Annotated in this window: 20 protein-coding genes; 1 reads left to right on the forward strand and 19 read right to left on the reverse strand. The window is 37.5% G+C overall.

The features are described from left to right. Positions 1-48: 48 nt before the first annotated feature. Entirely contained in the window at positions 49-930 is an 882-nt protein-coding gene (locus BUA71_RS09740) for a mechanosensitive ion channel family protein (RefSeq protein WP_072879201.1), read from the forward strand. Between the two features lie 52 nt (positions 931-982). On the opposite strand, the gene tsaB is transcribed toward BUA71_RS09740, so the two are convergent. The 19 genes from tsaB to gcvH form a co-directional block, all read right to left on the reverse strand. Further along, positions 983-1642 (reverse strand): tRNA (adenosine(37)-N6)-threonylcarbamoyltransferase complex dimerization subunit type 1 TsaB, encoded by a 660-nt coding sequence (tsaB, locus tag BUA71_RS09745; RefSeq protein WP_072879202.1) that lies wholly within the window; start codon positions 1640-1642, stop codon positions 983-985. Between the two features lie 304 nt (positions 1643-1946). Further along, on the reverse strand, positions 1947-3188 hold the full coding sequence (locus BUA71_RS09750) for an efflux RND transporter periplasmic adaptor subunit (protein WP_072879204.1): 1242 nt from the start codon (positions 3186-3188) through the stop codon (positions 1947-1949). A gap of 3 nt (positions 3189-3191) precedes the next feature. Further along, positions 3192-4631 (reverse strand): TolC family protein, encoded by a 1440-nt coding sequence (locus BUA71_RS09755; RefSeq protein ID WP_072879206.1) that lies wholly within the window; start codon positions 4629-4631, stop codon positions 3192-3194. A gap of 60 nt (positions 4632-4691) precedes the next feature. Then, a complete protein-coding gene (locus BUA71_RS09760) occupies positions 4692-5810 on the reverse strand; it encodes an efflux RND transporter periplasmic adaptor subunit (RefSeq protein ID WP_072879208.1) in 1119 nt (372 codons plus the stop codon). 27 nt (positions 5811-5837) lie between these two features. Next, positions 5838-7103 (reverse strand): ABC transporter permease, encoded by a 1266-nt coding sequence (locus BUA71_RS09765; RefSeq protein WP_072879210.1) that lies wholly within the window; start codon positions 7101-7103, stop codon positions 5838-5840. A gap of 1 nt (position 7104) precedes the next feature. Then, on the reverse strand, positions 7105-8352 hold the full coding sequence (locus tag BUA71_RS09770; protein WP_072879212.1) for an ABC transporter permease: 1248 nt from the start codon (positions 8350-8352) through the stop codon (positions 7105-7107). Continuing rightward, positions 8345-9046, reverse strand: a complete 702-nt coding sequence (locus BUA71_RS09775; protein ID WP_072879214.1) for an ABC transporter ATP-binding protein — start codon at positions 9044-9046, stop codon at positions 8345-8347. The genes BUA71_RS09770 and BUA71_RS09775 overlap by 8 nt, the downstream gene beginning before the upstream one ends. Positions 9047-9385: 339 nt before the next feature. Beyond that, entirely contained in the window at positions 9386-9619 is a 234-nt protein-coding gene (locus tag BUA71_RS09780) for a hypothetical protein (RefSeq protein WP_072879217.1), read from the reverse strand. 166 nt (positions 9620-9785) lie between these two features. Next, positions 9786-10325, reverse strand: coding sequence for a DUF420 domain-containing protein (locus tag BUA71_RS09785; RefSeq protein WP_072879219.1), 540 nt, complete (start codon positions 10323-10325; stop codon positions 9786-9788). Then, entirely contained in the window at positions 10322-11056 is a 735-nt protein-coding gene (locus BUA71_RS09790; protein ID WP_072879221.1) for an SCO family protein, read from the reverse strand. Before BUA71_RS09790 ends, BUA71_RS09785 begins: the two co-directional genes overlap by 4 nt. 47 nt (positions 11057-11103) lie before the next feature. Continuing rightward, a complete protein-coding gene (locus tag BUA71_RS09795; RefSeq protein ID WP_072879578.1) occupies positions 11104-11754 on the reverse strand; it encodes a hypothetical protein in 651 nt (216 codons plus the stop codon). A gap of 85 nt (positions 11755-11839) precedes the next feature. Beyond that, on the reverse strand, positions 11840-12202 hold the full coding sequence (locus BUA71_RS09800) for a cytochrome C oxidase subunit IV family protein (protein WP_072879223.1): 363 nt from the start codon (positions 12200-12202) through the stop codon (positions 11840-11842). A gap of 17 nt (positions 12203-12219) precedes the next feature. Beyond that, on the reverse strand, positions 12220-13203 hold the full coding sequence (locus tag BUA71_RS09805; protein ID WP_072879225.1) for a cytochrome c oxidase subunit 3: 984 nt from the start codon (positions 13201-13203) through the stop codon (positions 12220-12222). Positions 13204-13249: 46 nt separating this feature from the next. Then, on the reverse strand, positions 13250-13831 hold the full coding sequence (locus tag BUA71_RS09810) for a cytochrome c oxidase subunit 3 (protein WP_072879227.1): 582 nt from the start codon (positions 13829-13831) through the stop codon (positions 13250-13252). Continuing rightward, positions 13822-14724, reverse strand: a complete 903-nt coding sequence (cyoE, locus tag BUA71_RS09815; RefSeq protein WP_072879229.1) for a heme o synthase — start codon at positions 14722-14724, stop codon at positions 13822-13824. The genes BUA71_RS09810 and cyoE overlap by 10 nt, the downstream gene beginning before the upstream one ends. Positions 14725-14991: 267 nt before the next feature. Next, positions 14992-17103 (reverse strand): gliding motility protein RemB, encoded by a 2112-nt coding sequence (locus BUA71_RS09820; protein ID WP_072879231.1) that lies wholly within the window; start codon positions 17101-17103, stop codon positions 14992-14994. Between the two features lie 124 nt (positions 17104-17227). Continuing rightward, positions 17228-17950 (reverse strand): energy transducer TonB, encoded by a 723-nt coding sequence (locus BUA71_RS09825; RefSeq protein ID WP_072879234.1) that lies wholly within the window; start codon positions 17948-17950, stop codon positions 17228-17230. Positions 17951-17994: 44 nt separating this feature from the next. Then, positions 17995-18423: a VanZ family protein gene (locus tag BUA71_RS09830; RefSeq protein WP_245812565.1), complete on the reverse strand. Its 429-nt coding sequence runs from the start codon at positions 18421-18423 to the stop codon at positions 17995-17997. Further along, complete coding sequence (gene gcvH, locus BUA71_RS09835; RefSeq protein WP_072879236.1) at positions 18389-18769, reverse strand: glycine cleavage system protein GcvH; 381 nt, start codon at positions 18767-18769, stop codon at positions 18389-18391. Before gcvH ends, BUA71_RS09830 begins: the two co-directional genes overlap by 35 nt. Between the last annotated feature and the right edge of the window lie 21 nt (positions 18770-18790).

Consider the following 18790-nt stretch of genomic DNA (forward strand, 5'->3'; position numbering starts at 1 on the left):
AACTAAAAATAAAGTAGTCAATTTGTTGAATTAAATTTAAAAAGTAATATGGATAAATTAAATGACTTCGGCAGTATTGCCAAAGAATACGTAAGTAAATTTATAGATTACCTACCCACACTTATAGGTGCCATTGCCCTACTTTTTATAGGTTTATGGGTCATTAAAATTATTGTAAAATACATAGGAAAGTTATTTGAGAGAAAGGACTATGATGAAACCCTGGAGGTTTTTACATTAAATGCTACAAGATGGGGACTGCGTATTTTACTTTTTGTTTTAGTAATTACCCAATTGGGCGTAGAAAGTGCCTCTTTGGTGGCCGCCATTGGTGCCGCCGGTTTAGCCATTGGTTTGGCAATGCAGGGCTCACTTTCCAACCTGGCCGGGGGAGTACTAATTATTATTCTTAAACCTTTTAAAATAGGAGACTGGATAGAGGCTCTGGGAATTTCTGGAAGTGTAGTAGAAATAAGTTTGTTTTACACAAAGATAAATACTTTCGGAAACCAGCGTGCGGTAATTCCCAATGGAGATTTAAGCAACGATAAGATTATTAATTACAGCTTTAACGGCACTAGAAAAGAAAACTTAAGCTTTGGTATTTCTTATGATGACGACCTTAAGAAAGCAAAAGAAGTACTTAGAAAGCTGGTAGATGAACAGGAAGATATTCTTCGTGACACCCCACCACAAATTATTGTTTCTGAACTTGGTGCCGACTCGGTTAACTTCTCTGTACGATATTTTGCCGAGAACAGTAAATTCTGGGACCTACACTGGTATATGATTGAGGAAGGAAAAATTAGACTTGAGGAAGCCGGAATGACTATTCCTTACCCACAACGTGATGTTTATCTTTATGACCAAACCAAAATGAATGGTACGGTAGAAAAAAAGAAAAACAATAAAACAGATAAAGCAGACTAACCTGTAATATTCAGGAGATTGACCTCAAAGTTATATTGCGAAAAAGTTGGGGTTAACCGGCAATAAAATCTTTTAAATAATAAGGTTCAAAATAGGCGACATCTTCGGTGTCGCTTTTTTTGTACCTGGATTCTGCCAGTTCACACATCTCCCTGGCCGATGGTAATCTTCCCTCAATAAATACTGCATTTGGATGTTCACAAATACCTTTAAATTTTTCTACGCCGCTTCCAATAAAAACAAGTTTTTCTTTGTCGAGATATTCCCTAAAAGCATTTTCATCCAATATCTGCGCTTTAGTTTCTCTAACCTGGTTTAAATTGAGATCATAAATAGCCGAATACACTTCCATGCGACGGGCATCAAGCATAGCAACTATTTTTCCGGTCTCTATTTTCACCTGTGATGCAAGGGAAGTGAGTGTAGGAATGGCAATAAGGGGAAGCGCTAAAGAAAAGCAAAGTCCTTTTGCCGTAGAAACACCAATTCTAAGTCCCGTATAAGATCCCGGTCCTTTGCTTACCGCAATAGCATCAAGTTCTGAAATGTTAAGCTTATTCTCCTCTAACAGCTCTTCAATAAACACGTGCAGTTTCTCTGCGTGGGAATATTTAGCGCTGTTATCTTCTTTTAAAGCCAGTAAGGCTCCATCTTTAGCAAGTGCGACAGAACAATTTGTAGTAGCTGTTTCCAAACAAAGTATAAGTGCCAAATTCTATTTTTTTATATTAAATACTTTGCTAAAATACTTAATATCCACAAACAGTAATATCGTTTTAGCATCTTATTGAGTTATATAAAAAGGTTGATGTAGCGTGGCAATATAATAAAGGTAGGGCCTGCAAATAACAATCGCAGTTAAGAGTATAAATAAAAAACACTGAATATAAAAGCCCTCGCAGGTTTTGAAAACCTGCGAGGGCTGATATTATTCTGCTAATGTAAGACTTAAGAAATCTAGAGAGGAATAATTTTTGAAAAATGCAGAAAACTCATACTGCAATCACACTGTCCTTCTACGAGTTATTCCCGTTTTTCACTTCTACCTTATCGCCATCTTTAAGACTCTTGGTAACCGTGTTGTAAGGTCCCGTAATCACAGTTTCCCCGGTTTCCAAACCTTCGGTAATTTCAATATTACTATCATCCTGAATACCGGTGCTCACCTTTCGCAATTTTGCTTCTTCACCATTTTTTATAAATAAGGCTTCATATTTTTCATTGCCTCCAGCACTCGCAGTAGTATCATTTTTAATTACAATAGCGCTAATTGGCACTCCAATTACATCCTTTTTATTATTGGTAATAATATCTACAGTGGCTGTCATCCCGGGACGAAAAGGCGAATAGTTTTCAGCTTTATCTTCCAGTAGATCTTCATAAGATTTTTTCACAATACGAACTTTCACTTTAAAGTTTGTTACCTGGTCTGTAGTAAGTGCCTGATCTGCAGAGTTGGAAATTTCAGTAACAATTCCTTTAAATTCTTTTCCTAGATAAGCATCTACCTCCACGATGGTAGAATCGCCCACTTCAACTTTAACAATATCATTTTCATTTACATCTACTTCCACTTCCATATTGGAAAGGTTGGCTACCCTTAAAATTTCTGTACCTGCCATTTGCTGGGTTCCAACTACTCGTTCCCCAAGCTCTGCCGTAAGTTTGGAAATTGTACCGCTCATAGGAGCGTAAATATTGGTTCGACCTAAGTTCCTTTGTGCTTCAGAAACGGTAGCCGCAGTACTTTGCATATTGTAATAAGCAGATTCTTTATTCGCCTGCGCCACTTCATAGTCTGATACTATTCTATCCCACTCTGCTTTGGAAATCACACCTTTCTCAAACAAAGTTTTATTACGATTGTAATTAGATTCTGCTTGCTTTAAGGAAGCCTTTGCCTGGGAATAATTGGCATTTGCGTTTTGCAAACCTGCTTTTACCCGTTGTAAATTTGCTTCATAAATATCGGGGTTTACTTTTACCAGCAGATCTCCTTTTTCTACGGCCTGCCCTTCTTTTACCGGCAGTTCTATAATTTCTCCTGAAACTTCTGAAGAAAGCATTACCTCTACCTCTGGCTGGATTTTACCCGTAGCCGATACCGTTTCCCTAATATCTAAAGCTTCAATCTTAGTTATTTCTACTTCTTTAAAATTCCCCGACTTACCAAACCAGCCGGCTTTCTTACCAACCACCAACAGGATAATAAAAACAACGGCAATTCCTATAATAATAAAAAGGGTCTTCTTCTTCATAATCTAAAATTTAAGGTCGGTCACCGGTACTCCAAAATAAAGTTCAAGTACTTTCAGTTTAAAAATATAATCATATTTGGTACGTAATACTTCGCTTTGGGAATTCTCGTACCGTAGCTTTGCCTGGCTAAATTCAAAGGCATTAGAAAGTCCCACATCAAAACGCTGGGTAGCATATTCGAAAGATTGTTCCTGCGCATTTGCCGCTACCAGTGCTGCTTCATAAGCTTCAAAAGCACCTTCAGCATCCACGTAAGCTTGATATACATTGGCCTCTAAATCTAACTTTGCCTGCTCCAGTTCATACTCAGCACGCTTTACATTAACCTGGTTTCGTCTTACCTGGTTACGGGTAGATAAACCATTAAAAATAGGAATATTTAATTGCACCCCATAACTTATCCCGTCGTTGCGTTGCAGTTGTTCAAAAAATGGCAAAGGACTTCCAATGGTACTCACCGTATTTGGCGCAACAACCACAGCCCCCGTTTCTTCTACAAAACCTATTTGGCGGGTGGGGTTATCTTCATCTGGTCTTACATCTACAATACGCCCCATTCCAGACTCCCGGGTGTTATAGTTAAAAAACGCTCCAAGGGTAGGATAATAAGCACCTCGTGCAAGCTCTACATCTTTTTGGGCGAGTTCCCTGTTTGTTTCGGCAATTTTAATTTCAGCGCGTTCTTCTTTGGCTGTTTCTACCACCTGGTTAACCGGGGTATTTAATAGCTCACTACCAAAAACATTATAGTCCCGCTCTACAATATCAAAATTCTCATAATCTTTAATGAGAAGCGTTTGCGCCAGGCTAATTAGCGAAATCCTTATGTTATTTTTTGCGACAATAATACGCTGTCTTTCATCGGCAAAAGTCGCTTCAATTTCCAATAAATCACCTTTTGGCAAAGAACCGGCATCCACCAGTTGTTCTGTGCGCTCTAATTGTTCTTTGGTAACCTCATTCTGTGACTTTAAAACTTCCAGGTTCTGTTTATTAAAAAGCACCTGCAGGTAAGCATCTGCAACAAACAAGGTGATATCATCCTGCATTTTCTCAAGCCTGTATTGGCTGGACAACTGCGATATTTTTGCACGTTGTAATTCTTTGAAATTCCGCAAACCGTCAAAAAGGTTTAAACTCGCGGTAACTCCTGCCGAGAAGTTTCGGGTAGTTTGCGTTTGTAAAATCCCCGTGGTTACATTTTGGGTTAAACCGGTGTTCCAGGAATTTGATGCTGAAGCATTAATATTAGGCAAAAAGTTCCCAATAGCATCTCTTTTGTTTAATTCTGAAAGCTCTATATCCAGTTCACTTTGCTTAATAGAGATATTATTTTCTAAAGCATAGTTCACACACTCCTGCAGCGTCCATTTTTTATTTTCCTGCGCCGTGGCGAGAAAAGTAGCAAATAGCAATAAAGTTAGTAAGCTAATTTTTTTCATAATCTGTCTTGTAGTTGATGAGTCTTTGAAATTATAAACTTGTTACATTTTTAAGTAAAATTAGCTTCCGGCAAACTCCGGAGATGGTTTTACCTGGTTCCAAACCTTTATTTTATCATTTTTAGAAATACCATCTTTTACTTCCACCTGGATACCGTCGCTAATTCCTAATTCCAAATCTCTGCGTTCAAATTCCTGGTCTCCCGTATCAACTTCTACAAATGGTTCCTGGGTTTTTGCATCAAACTGCACCAGGGCTTCTTTAATGGCCAACACCTCATCTGCCCGGTCTAAAATTATGGAAGCATTCGCACTTAATCCCGCACGAATAAAAGTCGTATCGGCCTTATCTAAAGTTCCTTTTATTTCAAACTGAATGGCTCCGTTCTCATCTACTCCCTTGGGTGCGATATAATCCAATACCGCATTAAAAGTTTTATTTTCTATGGCGCCCACGGTCACTTCCAACGGCAGGTTTTCTTTTATTTTCCCCACTTCACTCTCATCAACCTTGCCCTCAAAAATCATTTGATTAACATCGGCAAGGGTGGCCAGGGTAGTACCATCGTTAAAATTATTACTTTCAATCACCTGGTTTCCCATTTTCACCGGCACATCTAAAACCATCCCATCTACCGTAGATCTAATTAAAGTGTTCGCCGCGCTACCAATCCCGCTGGTAGTACCGGTTTGCACAATTTCAAAATTTTGCTGGGCCGATTTATAATTTTGTTTCATTCGTTTATAACTGGTCTCTACATTATCAAAATCGTTTTGAGAAATCACGCCCTTTTCGAATAAAGTTTTTTGTCTTTCGTAATTTTTCTTTTCGTTATCTAGATTGATTTTAGCGGTAGCCACGGCATCTTTCGCACTTTGTAAAGAATTCACGTTTGGAATTACCCTGATTTTTGCAATTAAATCCCCCGCTTTTACTTTGTCTCCTGCTTCAATATAAATCTCATCTATTATTCCTGAAATATTGGGTTTAATGAGCACCTCTTCTTTTGGGACGATATTTCCCGTAGCCACTGTTTTCTTTACAATAGTTTCTACTGAAGCTTGCTGGGTTTCATAAACCCTGGGATCTTCCTGGTTTTTTTGATACAGGTAGTATAAAGCGCCGGCAAAGACTACCACGATTAATACTAAAATAGAGACGGTAACTGTTTTTTTCATTTTTTGATGGTATTTATCTTTTTTTTGTTATTCTGTTCTTAAAGCATCAACTGGCTTTATTTTTATCGCATTTTGAGCGGGAATAAGTCCGGCTAATAGACCTGAACCTATCAAAATAAGGAGTGCGGTAATCACCACACGAAGATCTACGCTGGGATTGGCAAACATCATCTCTGAAGTATCCATTCCGCTTAATGCATAATTTATCGCGATAATTACACCGGTGGCAAAAATAATCCCGGTCATTCCCGAAACAATAGTCAGGAAAATTGATTCCATAAGGATTTGTCCGCGTATGGACCAGGGAGTAGCGCCAAGGGCCCTTCGCACGCCAATCTCATTAGTCCTTTCTTTTACCACTATTAGCATAATATTACTAATTCCTATTATGCCTGAAAGCAATACTAGAATTCCCACAAAATAAGCCACGGCTTTTAATGCTACAAAAAGTCCGTTTATTTTGCTAAATTCTTCATACAAATCAAAATTACCTACAGCCCTATCGTCATCGGGGTGAATAGAGTGCCTGGTCTTAATCACATCTATCACGCTACCTTTTAAATTCGTAATAGAATTACCATCTTTTGCGGTAATCGCCATCCAACCTACATCATCTCCCATATTAAAAGCCTGGGAAAAAGCGGTAAACGGTACATAGATTTCTTTTTGGGCTTCTTCGGCATTTCCACCGCCGCCACTTTTCTTTTTGTAGGTACCAATTACCATAAAATTCACACCGTTTATTTTTAGGTAACTTCCTAAAACAGCTTCATTCTTTTCATAGAGTTCTCGCTGCACGCCTTCCCCAATAATGGCCACCTTTCGTTTTTGTTCGATATCCAAATAATTCAAAAATCGCCCGGCAGTAATATCCATAGGCTCCTGCTGAATTATTTCGGGATAATCACCATAAACATTATAGGCTCCCGTTTCCAGACCTCTTACCACATTATTGTTTCCACCAAAACCACCTAATTGATTTCGGGGGGAAATTATTCTTAAGCCGGGTACATTTTCTTTTATAGCCGCCACATCACCGGTTTTAAAACTATAGCGACGACCCTTGGGAAGCCCTTTATAAGCTTTAGAAGGTGTTTGGGTCCACATAAACATCGTGTTGGTAGCAATCCCACCAAAACCCTGTTTTACGCCGTTTTCCAATCCTTTACCTGCTGCAAGCAAAATAACCAGGATAAATATTCCCCACATTACACCAAAAGCAGTAAGAATAGTCCTAAACCAATTAGAACTTAAAGCTTCAATTATTTCACTCCATTTATCCCTGCTAAACATATTATTCGTCTCTAAGTGCTACAATTGGTTTAATTCTCGCGGCTCTCCAGGCAGGAAAAAAACCTGCCAGGGCTCCCGCAATTACAAGAATAAATACCGTGGTAAGAGCCACGTTAAAATTAACCTCGGGGTTTGTGATGTATTCTGTTTCTATTAAAGGCCCTACAAATTCCAGCAGGAGTAAACTAAAAATAAGTCCTACAAAACCGGCAATAGTTGTTACAAAAATAGATTCGTGAAGCACCATTCCAATAATAGAAAGCGGTTCTGCTCCCAGGGCTTTTCTTATCCCAATTTCCCGGGTTCTTTCTTTTACAATAATGAGCATAATATTACTCACGCCCACAACACCGGCGATAATGGTACATATTCCCACTCCCCAAAAGAAGAACTTAACCATATCCATTAAATCATAAAACCGCTTGGCTTGCTCTAAAGAGTTGTTAATATTTATCGCCCTGTCATCATTAGGCGCAATAGTATGGGTCTCCTTTAAATAGGTTTCTAATTCTTCTGAAAATTTATTGGAGGCAGCCAGTGCTTTTTCAAAATTCTCTTCCGGCTGCAAGGTAAAAGCCATATTATTGATGTTGTTTGCCCCGCCAAATACTCTTTGTGCAGTAGAAATTGGTATAAAAACCCTGCTTTCTTCCCGTTCCCCACCAGGATCGGTAAACACGCCTATCACTTTAAAATTGATACCGGATACTTGTATATATTCTCCAATGGGATCGGCTTCTTTTTTAAAAAGGTCATTTCTCACCTTGTTTCCAAGCACCACAACCTTTTCAAAATTTTCATCGTCTTTATAGTTTACAAACCTGCCCAGGATCATCCCACTGTTTTCTAAAAACTGATAATCTGGATATACGCCTTCTACGCGGTAAGAACCAGATTCTTTTTTATAATTCACAATTCCGCCCCAAATTCTAAACAAAGCAGATTTATACTCTAACTCGTCCTCATTTTTACGGGCAGTATAATTAAAGTCTTCATTTTTCATTTGTATTCTGCGGCCGGGATTTAGACCTTTATATTGTTTTGATGTAGTGCCCGTCCAGATATACATTATATTGGCAGCGTCCTGTTGAAATTGGTTAGAAATACCATTACGCATGCCCTGGCCAATTCCCAAAAGTATAACCAGGATAAAAATCCCGGAAGCGACAGATAATCCCGTTAGAAAAGTTCGTAATTTATTTTTACGAATTGTATCAAAAATTTCTTCCCAACGTTCCAGTTCAAACATTTTGTAGTGCTCTTACCTGTTTTACTTCTGTATCCTGAATAATCTGACCATCTTTTAAATTCACAATCCTTTTGGTCATTTCGGCGATATCTGGCTCGTGGGTTACTACAAGAATAGTACGGCCTTCATCGTTAATTTCCTGAATTAAATTCATTACCTCATAAGAAGTTTTGGAATCTAAGGCTCCCGTAGGTTCATCGGCTAACAGCACTTTAGGATCACTGGCTAAAGCTCTAGCGATAGCCACCCTTTGTTTTTGCCCCCCAGAGAGTTCATTAGGCAAATGACCAGACCAGTTTGCCAAACCTACTTTTTCTAAATAGCTCATCGCCTTATCTATACGCTCTCCTCTTTTCACACCCTGGTAATATAAAGGAAGCGCTACATTATCTAAAGCACTTTTATAAGAAATAAGGTTAAAAGACTGGAAAATAAAACCGAGGAATTTATTGCGGTAACGGGCCGCAATCTTTTCATTGAGATTTTTAATAACAACACCATCTAAAGTATAAGATCCGGCATCAGCTTCATCTAACATCCCTAAAATATTAAGTAGGGTAGATTTTCCAGAGCCAGAAGAACCCATAATAGAAACCAGTTCCCCTTCAGCAACATTAAAATTAATTCCTTTTAAAACGTGCAGTGAATTACTACCCATTTTATAAGATTTGTGAAGATCTTTAATCGTTATCATTCTTAGTGAAATTACAGGTTCCTGATTTTACTCTATAATCGAGTTTTAAATACTGTACCAATAAGACTACGAAAAAATAAAAACGTTACATTTTACTTCAGCAATATCAAAAAAAGGATAAAAACCCTTCTTTATTCCGTAATTTTCTAATGACATAGATGCTGAAGAATTTCGCTGAAAAAATTTTTCTCCAGCTCTAGGAAATATAATTTAGATATGAGCGATGTAAGATTTACACTAATGAGTGATTGGTTATGAGTTGCCTGGAATCAATACGTTATTAGAAATTACACAGTACCGCAGAAGTACTTTGAACCTTGAACCTCGCACCTAAAATAGTTATTCCTCTTCAGATTTCGAGGCATTTTTTCTACTTCGATAAACAAAAAAGCCAATTCCGGCTACGAGAAGATAGGGAAATGCCATTAGGTAAACGATCCCGTTATTGATACCTTTTGCTTTGCTTTGGTCTGTATCTGTTTCCAGAACAGCACGACACATAGAGCATTGCGCATCGGCAAATTGCGGAAGTAATAGCAACAGGGCTAAAATAAGAAGTATCCTGATTTTCATAACTGCAAATTTACAAAAACAATAATATAAAAGTAAGACTCTATGGATTAAAGTACGAACATTTTGATCTTCAAATGAAATTTTGAAAAATTACAATATTGTATCGTGTATCTTCTAGGTTTTGAACGAATTTTGAAACCGGAAGATCAATTAGGCTCCAAAAACATCAATAATAAGGAAACATAAAGACATATACCAAAACTCCTGTTATTGCCACATACAACCAAATAGGAAAGGTCCAACGTGCAATTTTAGCGTGTTTTTCATATTCTCCTGTTAAGCCCCTATACATTGTAAAAAGGACTAAAGGAACTATTATGGCAGATAGAATAATATGCGTTATAAGAATAAAAAAATAAATATAACGTAAAGCTCCATCCCCACCATAAGGCACAGGTTCGTTACTCACCTTAGAGAGCACATAACTAACTAAAAATACAGAAGAAAGCACAAAAGCAGTAATCATCACATTACGGTGCAATTTATATTGCTGAATACGCATAAAAAAATATCCTATGATGAGTAAAACTGCCGTAGAGCCATTTAACACAGCGTGAAAAAGTGGAAAACTACCATTCTCAATTCCCAAAAAATTGTATCGTGCAGGCAAATACATAAGTGCCAGCACAATTAATGGAACCAACACAGAAAGCGCTATAATAACAGGTACTGCTATTTTATCTGATCTTGATAAAGCTCTTTTCACAGTAGTTTTTTTATATCTTCAATTAAAATATTTATTTGTGGCTCTTCCTCCCCCGGTTTCACAATTTTATCGCGCGGTACAGAACCACGGTAATAAATAATGGGATTCCCCTGCTTATCTTTTCGGGAACGAATATACCCCTCCTTATCAACTAAAGCAAATAATCCCTGGTGAGCAAATCCGCCGGGAGCTGCTTCATTTTCCCCGGCATAAATATTAAAGCCGCCATTAGCCAATCCATAAATATCATCTTTCTCCCCGGTTAACAAGTTCCAATTTTCATGGGTTATTCCTTTGTCTTCTGCATAAGTTTTTAAAACCTCCACAGAATCGTGGCTGGGATCTATACTGAATGAAGCTATTCCAAAGTTTTCAACTTTTTCAAATTCCTCCTGAACCTGTACCAGGTTTTTATTCATAATGGGACAGATACTGGGACAGGTAGTGAAGAAAAATTCGGCCACATAAACCTTACCTAGGTAATCCTTATTGGTAATAGTGTCCCCCTCCTGATTAATCAATTTAAACGCAGGTGCTTTTTTCCTTTCCCCATTTACTTTTATATAGGTAAGAGCGGCCTTGTTCCCCACTTTTTCTGAACCTTCTACATTAAGCCTATCTGATGTGACCACTTCTTCATTGTTTAAGCGATCTACAATTTTTGGAATAAAGAAAATCCCAAACAATAATATGATAAGTGAAAGTCCAATATAAGAATGACTTTTTTTCATAGCTATAATACTTTTTCAGAAATTACATTTAAAGAATGAGAGCTATACTATTGCTTTTTTAAAATACTCTTGCTCTCGTTATTGTTCTTTTTTAAAGCTAATCTATACTCGGCTAAGATCACTTTAACATCATCGTCCATTTTATTGTTTAACTCTGCCACAGAGCGTGAATCATAGGCATAAAGCTCTCCATGATCTTCATCATTATCCCTGCCCCTAAGGTTTAAATCTTTATCAATAATAAACACATAGGGCGTGTAGGCGTCATCAAGTTTATGCGGAGATTCAAAACTTTTAAAAACCTTCTGAATTTCCTCCCTGCTTCCAAACGCAAATTTCCACTTTTCAGTTTTAGAAATTCCGCTAAATTCTTTTCTAAAAGCTTCTGCTTCTTCACGCGCCTCTTCCGGTAAAATAACTACAAATTGAAAATCATTGAATTCGTAATACTTTTCAAGTATTTTTTGATCAAGATTAAACGTATTGCCCTTTAAGCCTTCGAGATTAGTTCCAAAAAATGCTACTATACTTATCTTATCTTTAAAGCTTAAAGACTGTTCTGAATCTAACGCAGAAATATCGGAAACCTGCTCTGTAAGCACCGGTAATTTCGCAAAATTATTTTTACCCGATGCAAAAAACAGGTAAGCAATAATGGGCAATGCAAATAGCACCGCAAGTACCACAAATTTTTTAATAATTCCTTTTTTCATAGTGGTTACAAAAGTAAAAAGACGGTTTATATAAACCGCCTTTCTCTATGCTTTTAACTTTTAAAGCCTTTTAAAAATCCCAGGCTACGGCACTCCTATTCATTACATCATAAACATAACCACCTTCGGTAAGTAAAATGAAAATAAGGTAACTAATTAGAAAAACAGCAGTCCATACCACTGCCCTTCTTAAGCCTTTTGTTTCCATCTCCAGATGCATAAATGACCAGGCAATATAATATGCTTTATAAAGAGTAAGAATAATAAAAATCCAATTAAGTAAATGCATTCCCAGGAAGATAGTCTCTGCAAGGAACGCCGGTCTAATAATTCCAAGAACCACTTCTACAATAGTTACCACGGAAAGTATTCCAAATACAAACCAGATTCTTTTTGCGTTAGATTCGTGTTGATGTGTTGTATCGTGTGCCATTTTTATTTATTTCTTAATTATACCAGGTAGAAGAATGTAAATACAAATACCCATACTAAATCTACAAAGTGCCAGTAGAGTGCCACTTTTTCGACCATTTCATAACTCTTTCTTTTCTCATAAGTACCTAACAGGACATTAAAAAAGATGATAATATTTATCATCACTCCGGTAAATACGTGAAAACCGTGGAAACCGGTAATAAAGAAAAAGTAATCTGCAAATAACGGTGGGCCATACTCATTACGAGTAAGGTTTGCACCTTCTACAACGCCCGCTGCGTCACTTTTTAATTTTGCTATAGATTTATCCCTGGAAAGAATTGTTTTCTCTCCTTCTTCATTGAAAAAGCCGGTTCTTATAAGTAAATTATCCTTAGCCTCAAATCCTGCAATCACTTCTTCTAAAGTGAAAGAAGATTGGGTTGAAGCTTCAGTTTCAAACCAAAGCCCGGTGTTTGATGTATGCTCTACCCTTTCTGAAGCTATAGGAGTAGCAACATCAGCAAGGCCTACCCTGTTGCCATCACCATCTACAAATTGAAGAATATTCTCATTGTTAGTATAAACAGCGCCATAAGTACCATTAATAAAGTTAGACCATTCCCAGGCTTGAGAACCAAGGAAAATTGCTCCTCCAATAATGGTTAAAAACATATATAAGGTAACTTTTGCCCTTTTCATTTGGTGCCCCGCATCAACGGCCAAAACCATAGTCACGGATGAAAAAATAAGGATAAAAGTCATTAAGGCCACATAGTACATGGGCGCATCTACACCGTGTAGAAATGGAAAGTGGTTAAAAACCTCATCGGCAATTGGCCAGGAATCCATAAACTTGAAACGGGAAAATCCATAAGCTGCAAGAAAACCAGAAAAGGTAAGAGAATCTGACAAGAGAAAAAACCACATCATGATTTTACCATAACTGGCTTTTAAAGGTTCATTCCCTCCACCCCAGGTTCTACCCTCGGTGCCTGTTCTAACAACAGTAGCTTCCATAAAAAATATTTAAGATTTTGAACATTGGCAAAAATACGCAAATTTATTATTTAAAGAAATATAAAAATACAAACAGGTAAATCCACATAATATCCACAAAGTGCCAAAAAGTTGCACCAAGCTCAATACCAAGCATTTGACCTTTTTTATATCGCTGTTTAAAATGGTTATAAATTACCACTAAAAGCGTGATTATACCTGCAAAAAGATGCGCCAGGTGAACTAAAATAATTATATAAATAAATGAAGTTGTGATATTACTTTCACTACCTGTAAAGTAATAGCCACGTGAGATAATTTCTGAAAAAGCATTAAACTGAAACACCACAAAGAGTATAGCCAGTACCAATGTCCCAACTAAAAACGCCGAAGCATTTCGGCGATTACCTGAAATAATGCTTTTCTTTGCCGCCATAATGGTTAAACTACTAAGAATAATCACAATTGTACTCCAGTAAAACGCGCTAGGTAATTCGAACTCACTAAGCCAATCTGGCCTGGTTTTACTCACTACATAAGCACTGGTAAGCCCGGCAAAGGTCATTACCATTCCTACAATTCCAAACCAAAGCATCATCTTCTTTGCTCGTTCTATTTTTTTTCTTTCAGCACCTTCTGTTAAATCCATTCGCGTATAAATTTATCTAAAACATATATTATTTGAAGCAGCGTAATATAAGATACACTGGCAAACATTAATTTTTTTGCAGCTCCGGCGGTCTTTTCTTTATATAGTCGCAGCGCATAATAAAGCATTCCCAGGCCAATAATAAAAATAAATACTCCGGCAACTGGCGTTAAATAAAGCCTGCCGGTGACACCAAAAACAGGAATTAAAGAAACCAGCACCGTCCAAACGGTATAAAGTATTACTTGTATAGCGGTACCTTTATCCCTTTTCCCTGTGGGTAACATAAAAAATCCGCCTTTTTTATAATCATCATACAACCACCAGCCAATGGCCCAAAAGTGTGGGAATTGCCAAAAAAACTGGATCATAAATAAAGTCCCCGGTTCAATACTAAAATCACCGGTTGCGGCTACCCAGCCTAACATAAAGGGAATAGCGCCGGGAAACGCCCCCACAAATACAGAAAGCGGGGTTTTGGTCTTTAAAGGAGTATAGACGCTTACATAAAGAAAGATGCTTATAGCACCAAACATGGCTGTTTTGGGATTGATAATATATAAAACAATCAACCCGAGAATAGTAAACGCACTGGCAATAACAAAAGCGGTACTTACCGACATACGCCCTGCGGGTATAGGTCGGTTTTTAGTGCGATCCATCAAAACATCCAGATCGCGTTCTATAATTTGATTGTAAGCATTGGAAGCACCTACCATTAGATAACCACCTATAGCCAACAGGAAAACAGTAACAAAATCTATACTTTCGGCACCCAGAAAATAACCCGCTACAGAAGAGAATACCACACTCACGGCAAGCCGCACTTTGGTTATTTCTTTAAAATCTGTTAGGATTGAAGCGGTGGAAGTATGTAAGCCGGTACTGCTCAAGAATAGTTCTTTAAAATTGGTGCAAAGATACTCCTTAATTAGATTCTAGCAAGGGTCTGAAAATGTTAATTTTCGAAGCTACATAGTTCAAAGTTTAAGGTTCACGGTTCAAGATTTTAATGGCTTCATTAGTCATCAGCGTTTCATCATTATTATGTTCTATTAAAAATTATTAACCTTGAGGTATGCTTGCGAAGAAAAATCTTTTAATTCAAGACATACCTCTAGGAATTTCCTCCCAGATCTATCACTCCAAGATGAAAACGATTAATAATCAAAATACCAATTAAAAACATCTGTTTTTAGACCAAAATTCACCCAGCTAGTATTATTTTTAAAAGTAGTATTGGTTTCTATTTCAGGACTAAAAGAGCGGAAAATAAAACTTCCGTAGAGCTTTAAATTAGTCGCGGGATTTATAATATAACCTGCCTTAATATTCGCAAACAAAGATTTGGTAGTATTTCCCTGGCCAATTTTCACACCGGTATCGAAAGGACGTGAACGTTCACTACTATAAATATCACCTCCGTAAGCCTGGGTATTCATATCATTAAAGTCGAAGCCTCTTTTTCCATAAATCAAACTAAGATCCCCATACCAGCGTTGCTTTTTATAGCGGGCAATAGCTATAAACTCTCTAAAATTAGCTCCCCAGGGATGCGCCATAGATTGGTTGTTGTGCCCATAATTCAAAACGCCTGTATTATGGGAATATGTGTAGGGCCTCACCTGGTTGTATTCTGCCCTAAGAAAAAGACCTGACACATTAAAAGCATTAAAATATTTCACCCCTATTTGATAGCCTAACTTATTCTTCCAACTTTGTTTACCGCCAAAAACGTCTCCACTAGAAAACTCATCAATCACCAATTGACCATAAACATTTAGTTTATTCGAGACTTTGTATTTGGAAGCAAATCCTAAAATAGCATTCCCACCCCGGGCACCGGTTGAGAATTCTATAGCGCGATAAAAAATGATCGGGTTTAGATAATTAAGATCAAAGCCGCGATTATTATCATTCTCCCAAACAACAGATTCAAAGAGACCAATATTAAGTCGGCTGGTTACATTATAGCTTAAATAATGGTTTGCCATATATTTTGTTCTAAAAGAACCACTCTCGGTTACTGCAGGTCTCACATCCCGCAAAGACATCCAGGTATTGGTATATTTTAGTTTCCAAAATGTAGTATTTAATTTAAAATAAGGATAAGAAGAACCAATATCACTTATAAACAGAGAGCGATAGCCTTCACCTATAAAATTTTTGCCGTGCCCAAATTGAATATTAAAAAATTTACCGGGCGAATAAGACAGATAGCCTTCTGCCACGGGATAATCAAAGCCACCATCCATAAATGGTTTTGCAATTCCACGACCAGGAACAATAGCGGGATCGCCCCCATCTGGTTTTATAGATTGCGCATAGCGATTAAAATATTCTGCAAAGCGGCCCTGATTTTCGTAAGCAACCGTATAAAAATTAAAGCCTTTTCCTAATCCACCCTGAAAAATCAAGGCTCGGGTATTATTATAAGTAAAATCAAACTTTTCCTGCTCAAAATCTTTACCTAACTGTAAATCCAGCCCGAAATCTAAAGTAAACCAATAATCTTCAGCCTGGTATTGCACCAGGTGTTCGTTCCAAATCTTTCTACCAAACCAGCTTGTCTTTGGTTTAAGCATTTTATCTTCTTCCGCTTTAAAATTATAATACTTCGCTACTTCGGCAAACAAAAAAGGTTTTGTGGCAGCGTGAGTATTCACCCCAATCTTATTAAAGTCCGCCTCAAACCGGGTATAGAATTCGTGGGAAAGCGGAATATTGATTTGACTTTCGTAGCGCGGACTTGCAAAATCCCCGGACTTTATTTTCTCATATTCATCTGTATAAAGCGCTGAAGCTTGCTTTAAAACTAACCCTGTACTTTCCTGATTTACTTTAGTAGGCTGAACCTGTATCGTCTTCTCCATATCTAAAGGAACTTGCAGTTCCATTCTAAATTGAAGAAAAACAGGCCCGGAGTTTATAGTCGCCGGCTTTATCGCTGGAAGAAGTTGAAAAATCCTTTCTATCTCGCGTTTTAACTGGGGATAATCTGCGTCGAGATAAATAATTCTAAAATTACCGGTTTTTGTTACTTCAAAAATAAGATTTATCGCACCTCTATAATTTTCTTCAGCTACAATTTCAGGAAGCTTAAAGTTTTCAAATATAAATTGCCGAACGTTTCTATTAAAACAAGCTTCTTTTTTCTGAAAAGCTACATTTTCACATTCCGGAAATTGAGGGTAAACTTCCTGGCTACTTCTATTTTGTGCGTGAGTATTTGCAAAAAATAGTAGGGTTAAAAGAAACAGGGTGTTTCTCATAAAGATTTGGAAACAAGATTAATTATAAGCTGGAAATATACATTTTTTTAAATAAAAAATGTTTTAAAACTAAAAAATCCCGGGCAGCACCCGGGATTCCTTTAAAACAAATATTATACTGTACTTAATCCTGAACCTGAAAAACGATAGGCAGTGAGTACATTACCCCAACTGCTTTCCCGCGTTGTTTACCAGGTTTCATTTTTGGAAGTTTGTTAATCACCCTCGCGGCTTCTTTCTCCAATCTTGGGTGCGGCGCACGCGATCTTACATCAACAATATTACCTTTTTCATTAATCTTAAACTGAACGATTACCCTGTTCACACCGCTTAGACCAAGTTCTGCACCGAGATCTGTATCGAACTCACGGTTTACAAACTTATTAATCTTTTGGCTCATACATTGCTTACGCTCTTCGTTGTTGCTAAGGTTTTCACAACCCGGGAAGATTGGCACATCCTCAATTACAGCAAAAGGAACGTCTTCAACTTCTTCTTCAACAGGAGCTTCTACCACTTCTTCTACTTCTACAACCTCTTCAAGATTGGTTTCGGTAGATTCAATCTCATCTTCTTCTACTTCCTCTTCGTCTTCAACAACCTCAATAACCTCTGGTGCCGGAGGCGGTGGTGGCGGTGGTGGTGGCGTATTCTGCATTTCGGTAATTGGGATTTCCTCATCGTCTAAGTCGTCCATGTCTAACTGCCCAACATCAATGGCTTCCTTATCATAAGTCTTCCATTCTATAGCTCGCCAGGTAATAAGCAGGACCAGGATAAGCCCTATTTGCAGAAAGAATACACTCTTTCTTTTTAAATCTGCTTTTGGATTTTTCTTCGGTTCCATAATTGGTTATTGATTAATAAGGATTGCTAAAATAAATATTTTTTCTAAAAAATTAAATTAATCTTGCTATTTAACCTTTTAAAAAACTTCTCCAGTATGAGAAAAAGAAATACAGCAAGTAATACACCAGCAGAATTGGCTAGGGCATCAAGCCAATCGGGTTCCCTGTAACTGGTGAGAACACCTTGTAATACTTCAATTAACATACCAAAAACGATGGCTGCGCCTGCTAATTTAAACAAATTGCTCTTATAACCGCGGTTAGCCGGAGTTTTTAGTATAAAAAATATCTTCCATAAAAACACAAAGCCAAAGTATGCAGCAAGATGCAAAAGCTTATCTGTTGGTTCAAAAGTGCCAACACTAACTTTTCCCAATTGCACTAATGAAGATAAAACAAGTACAATAGTATAAATACTCGCTACACCTAAAGCGGTTTTAGCTATCCAGGAATTTTTGATAATCTTCTGCACTTAAAAGGTCTTCTACCTGAGATTTATTTGAAAACTTCATCTTGATCATCCAGCCTTCACCATAAGGATCTTCATTTACTTTCTCTGGCTCATCTTCCAGACTTTCATTAAATTCTACAATCTCACCATCTAAAGGTAAAAGCAGATCTGAAACGGTTTTTACGGCTTCTACCGTACCAAAAACCTCTTCCTGCTCCAGGGTTTCGTCTATAGTCTCTACCTCAACATATACGATATCCCCTAACTCACTCTGAGCAAAATCTGTTATACCAATTGTGGCCGTATCGCCTTCAATTTTGATCCATTCGTGATCCTTACTGTACTTTAAATCTTCTGGAATTTTCATTAGTTCATTTTTATATTAGCA

The organism is Salegentibacter echinorum, assembly GCF_900129445.1.
GTDB lineage: Bacteria > Bacteroidota > Bacteroidia > Flavobacteriales > Flavobacteriaceae > Salegentibacter > Salegentibacter echinorum.

Excerpts from the sequence above, each read along its gene's own strand:
- BUA71_RS09765 (WP_072879210.1), bottom strand. The coding sequence starts at position 7,103 with ATGTTTAGCAGGGATAAATGGAGTGAAATAATTGAAGCTTTAAGTTCT.
- BUA71_RS09800 (WP_072879223.1), bottom strand. The coding sequence starts at position 12,202 with ATGGCACACGATACAACACATCAACACGAATCTAACGCAAAAAGAATC.
- BUA71_RS09770 (WP_072879212.1), bottom strand. The coding sequence starts at position 8,352 with ATGTTTGAACTGGAACGTTGGGAAGAAATTTTTGATACAATTCGTAAA.
- BUA71_RS09755 (WP_072879206.1), bottom strand. The coding sequence starts at position 4,631 with ATGAAAAAAATTAGCTTACTAACTTTATTGCTATTTGCTACTTTTCTC.
- gcvH (WP_072879236.1), bottom strand. The coding sequence starts at position 18,769 with ATGAAAATTCCAGAAGATTTAAAGTACAGTAAGGATCACGAATGGATC.
- BUA71_RS09775 (WP_072879214.1), bottom strand. The coding sequence starts at position 9,046 with ATGATAACGATTAAAGATCTTCACAAATCTTATAAAATGGGTAGTAAT.
- BUA71_RS09780 (WP_072879217.1), bottom strand. The coding sequence starts at position 9,619 with ATGAAAATCAGGATACTTCTTATTTTAGCCCTGTTGCTATTACTTCCG.
- BUA71_RS09825 (WP_072879234.1), bottom strand. The coding sequence starts at position 17,950 with ATGGAACCGAAGAAAAATCCAAAAGCAGATTTAAAAAGAAAGAGTGTA.
- BUA71_RS09805 (WP_072879225.1), bottom strand. The coding sequence starts at position 13,203 with ATGGAAGCTACTGTTGTTAGAACAGGCACCGAGGGTAGAACCTGGGGT.
- BUA71_RS09740 (WP_072879201.1), top strand. The coding sequence starts at position 49 with ATGGATAAATTAAATGACTTCGGCAGTATTGCCAAAGAATACGTAAGT.
- BUA71_RS09750 (WP_072879204.1), bottom strand. The coding sequence starts at position 3,188 with ATGAAGAAGAAGACCCTTTTTATTATTATAGGAATTGCCGTTGTTTTT.
- BUA71_RS09820 (WP_072879231.1), bottom strand. The coding sequence starts at position 17,103 with ATGAGAAACACCCTGTTTCTTTTAACCCTACTATTTTTTGCAAATACT.
- BUA71_RS09790 (WP_072879221.1), bottom strand. The coding sequence starts at position 11,056 with ATGAAAAAAAGTCATTCTTATATTGGACTTTCACTTATCATATTATTG.
- BUA71_RS09760 (WP_072879208.1), bottom strand. The coding sequence starts at position 5,810 with ATGAAAAAAACAGTTACCGTCTCTATTTTAGTATTAATCGTGGTAGTC.
- BUA71_RS09810 (WP_072879227.1), bottom strand. The coding sequence starts at position 13,831 with ATGGATTTAACAGAAGGTGCTGAAAGAAAAAAAATAGAACGAGCAAAG.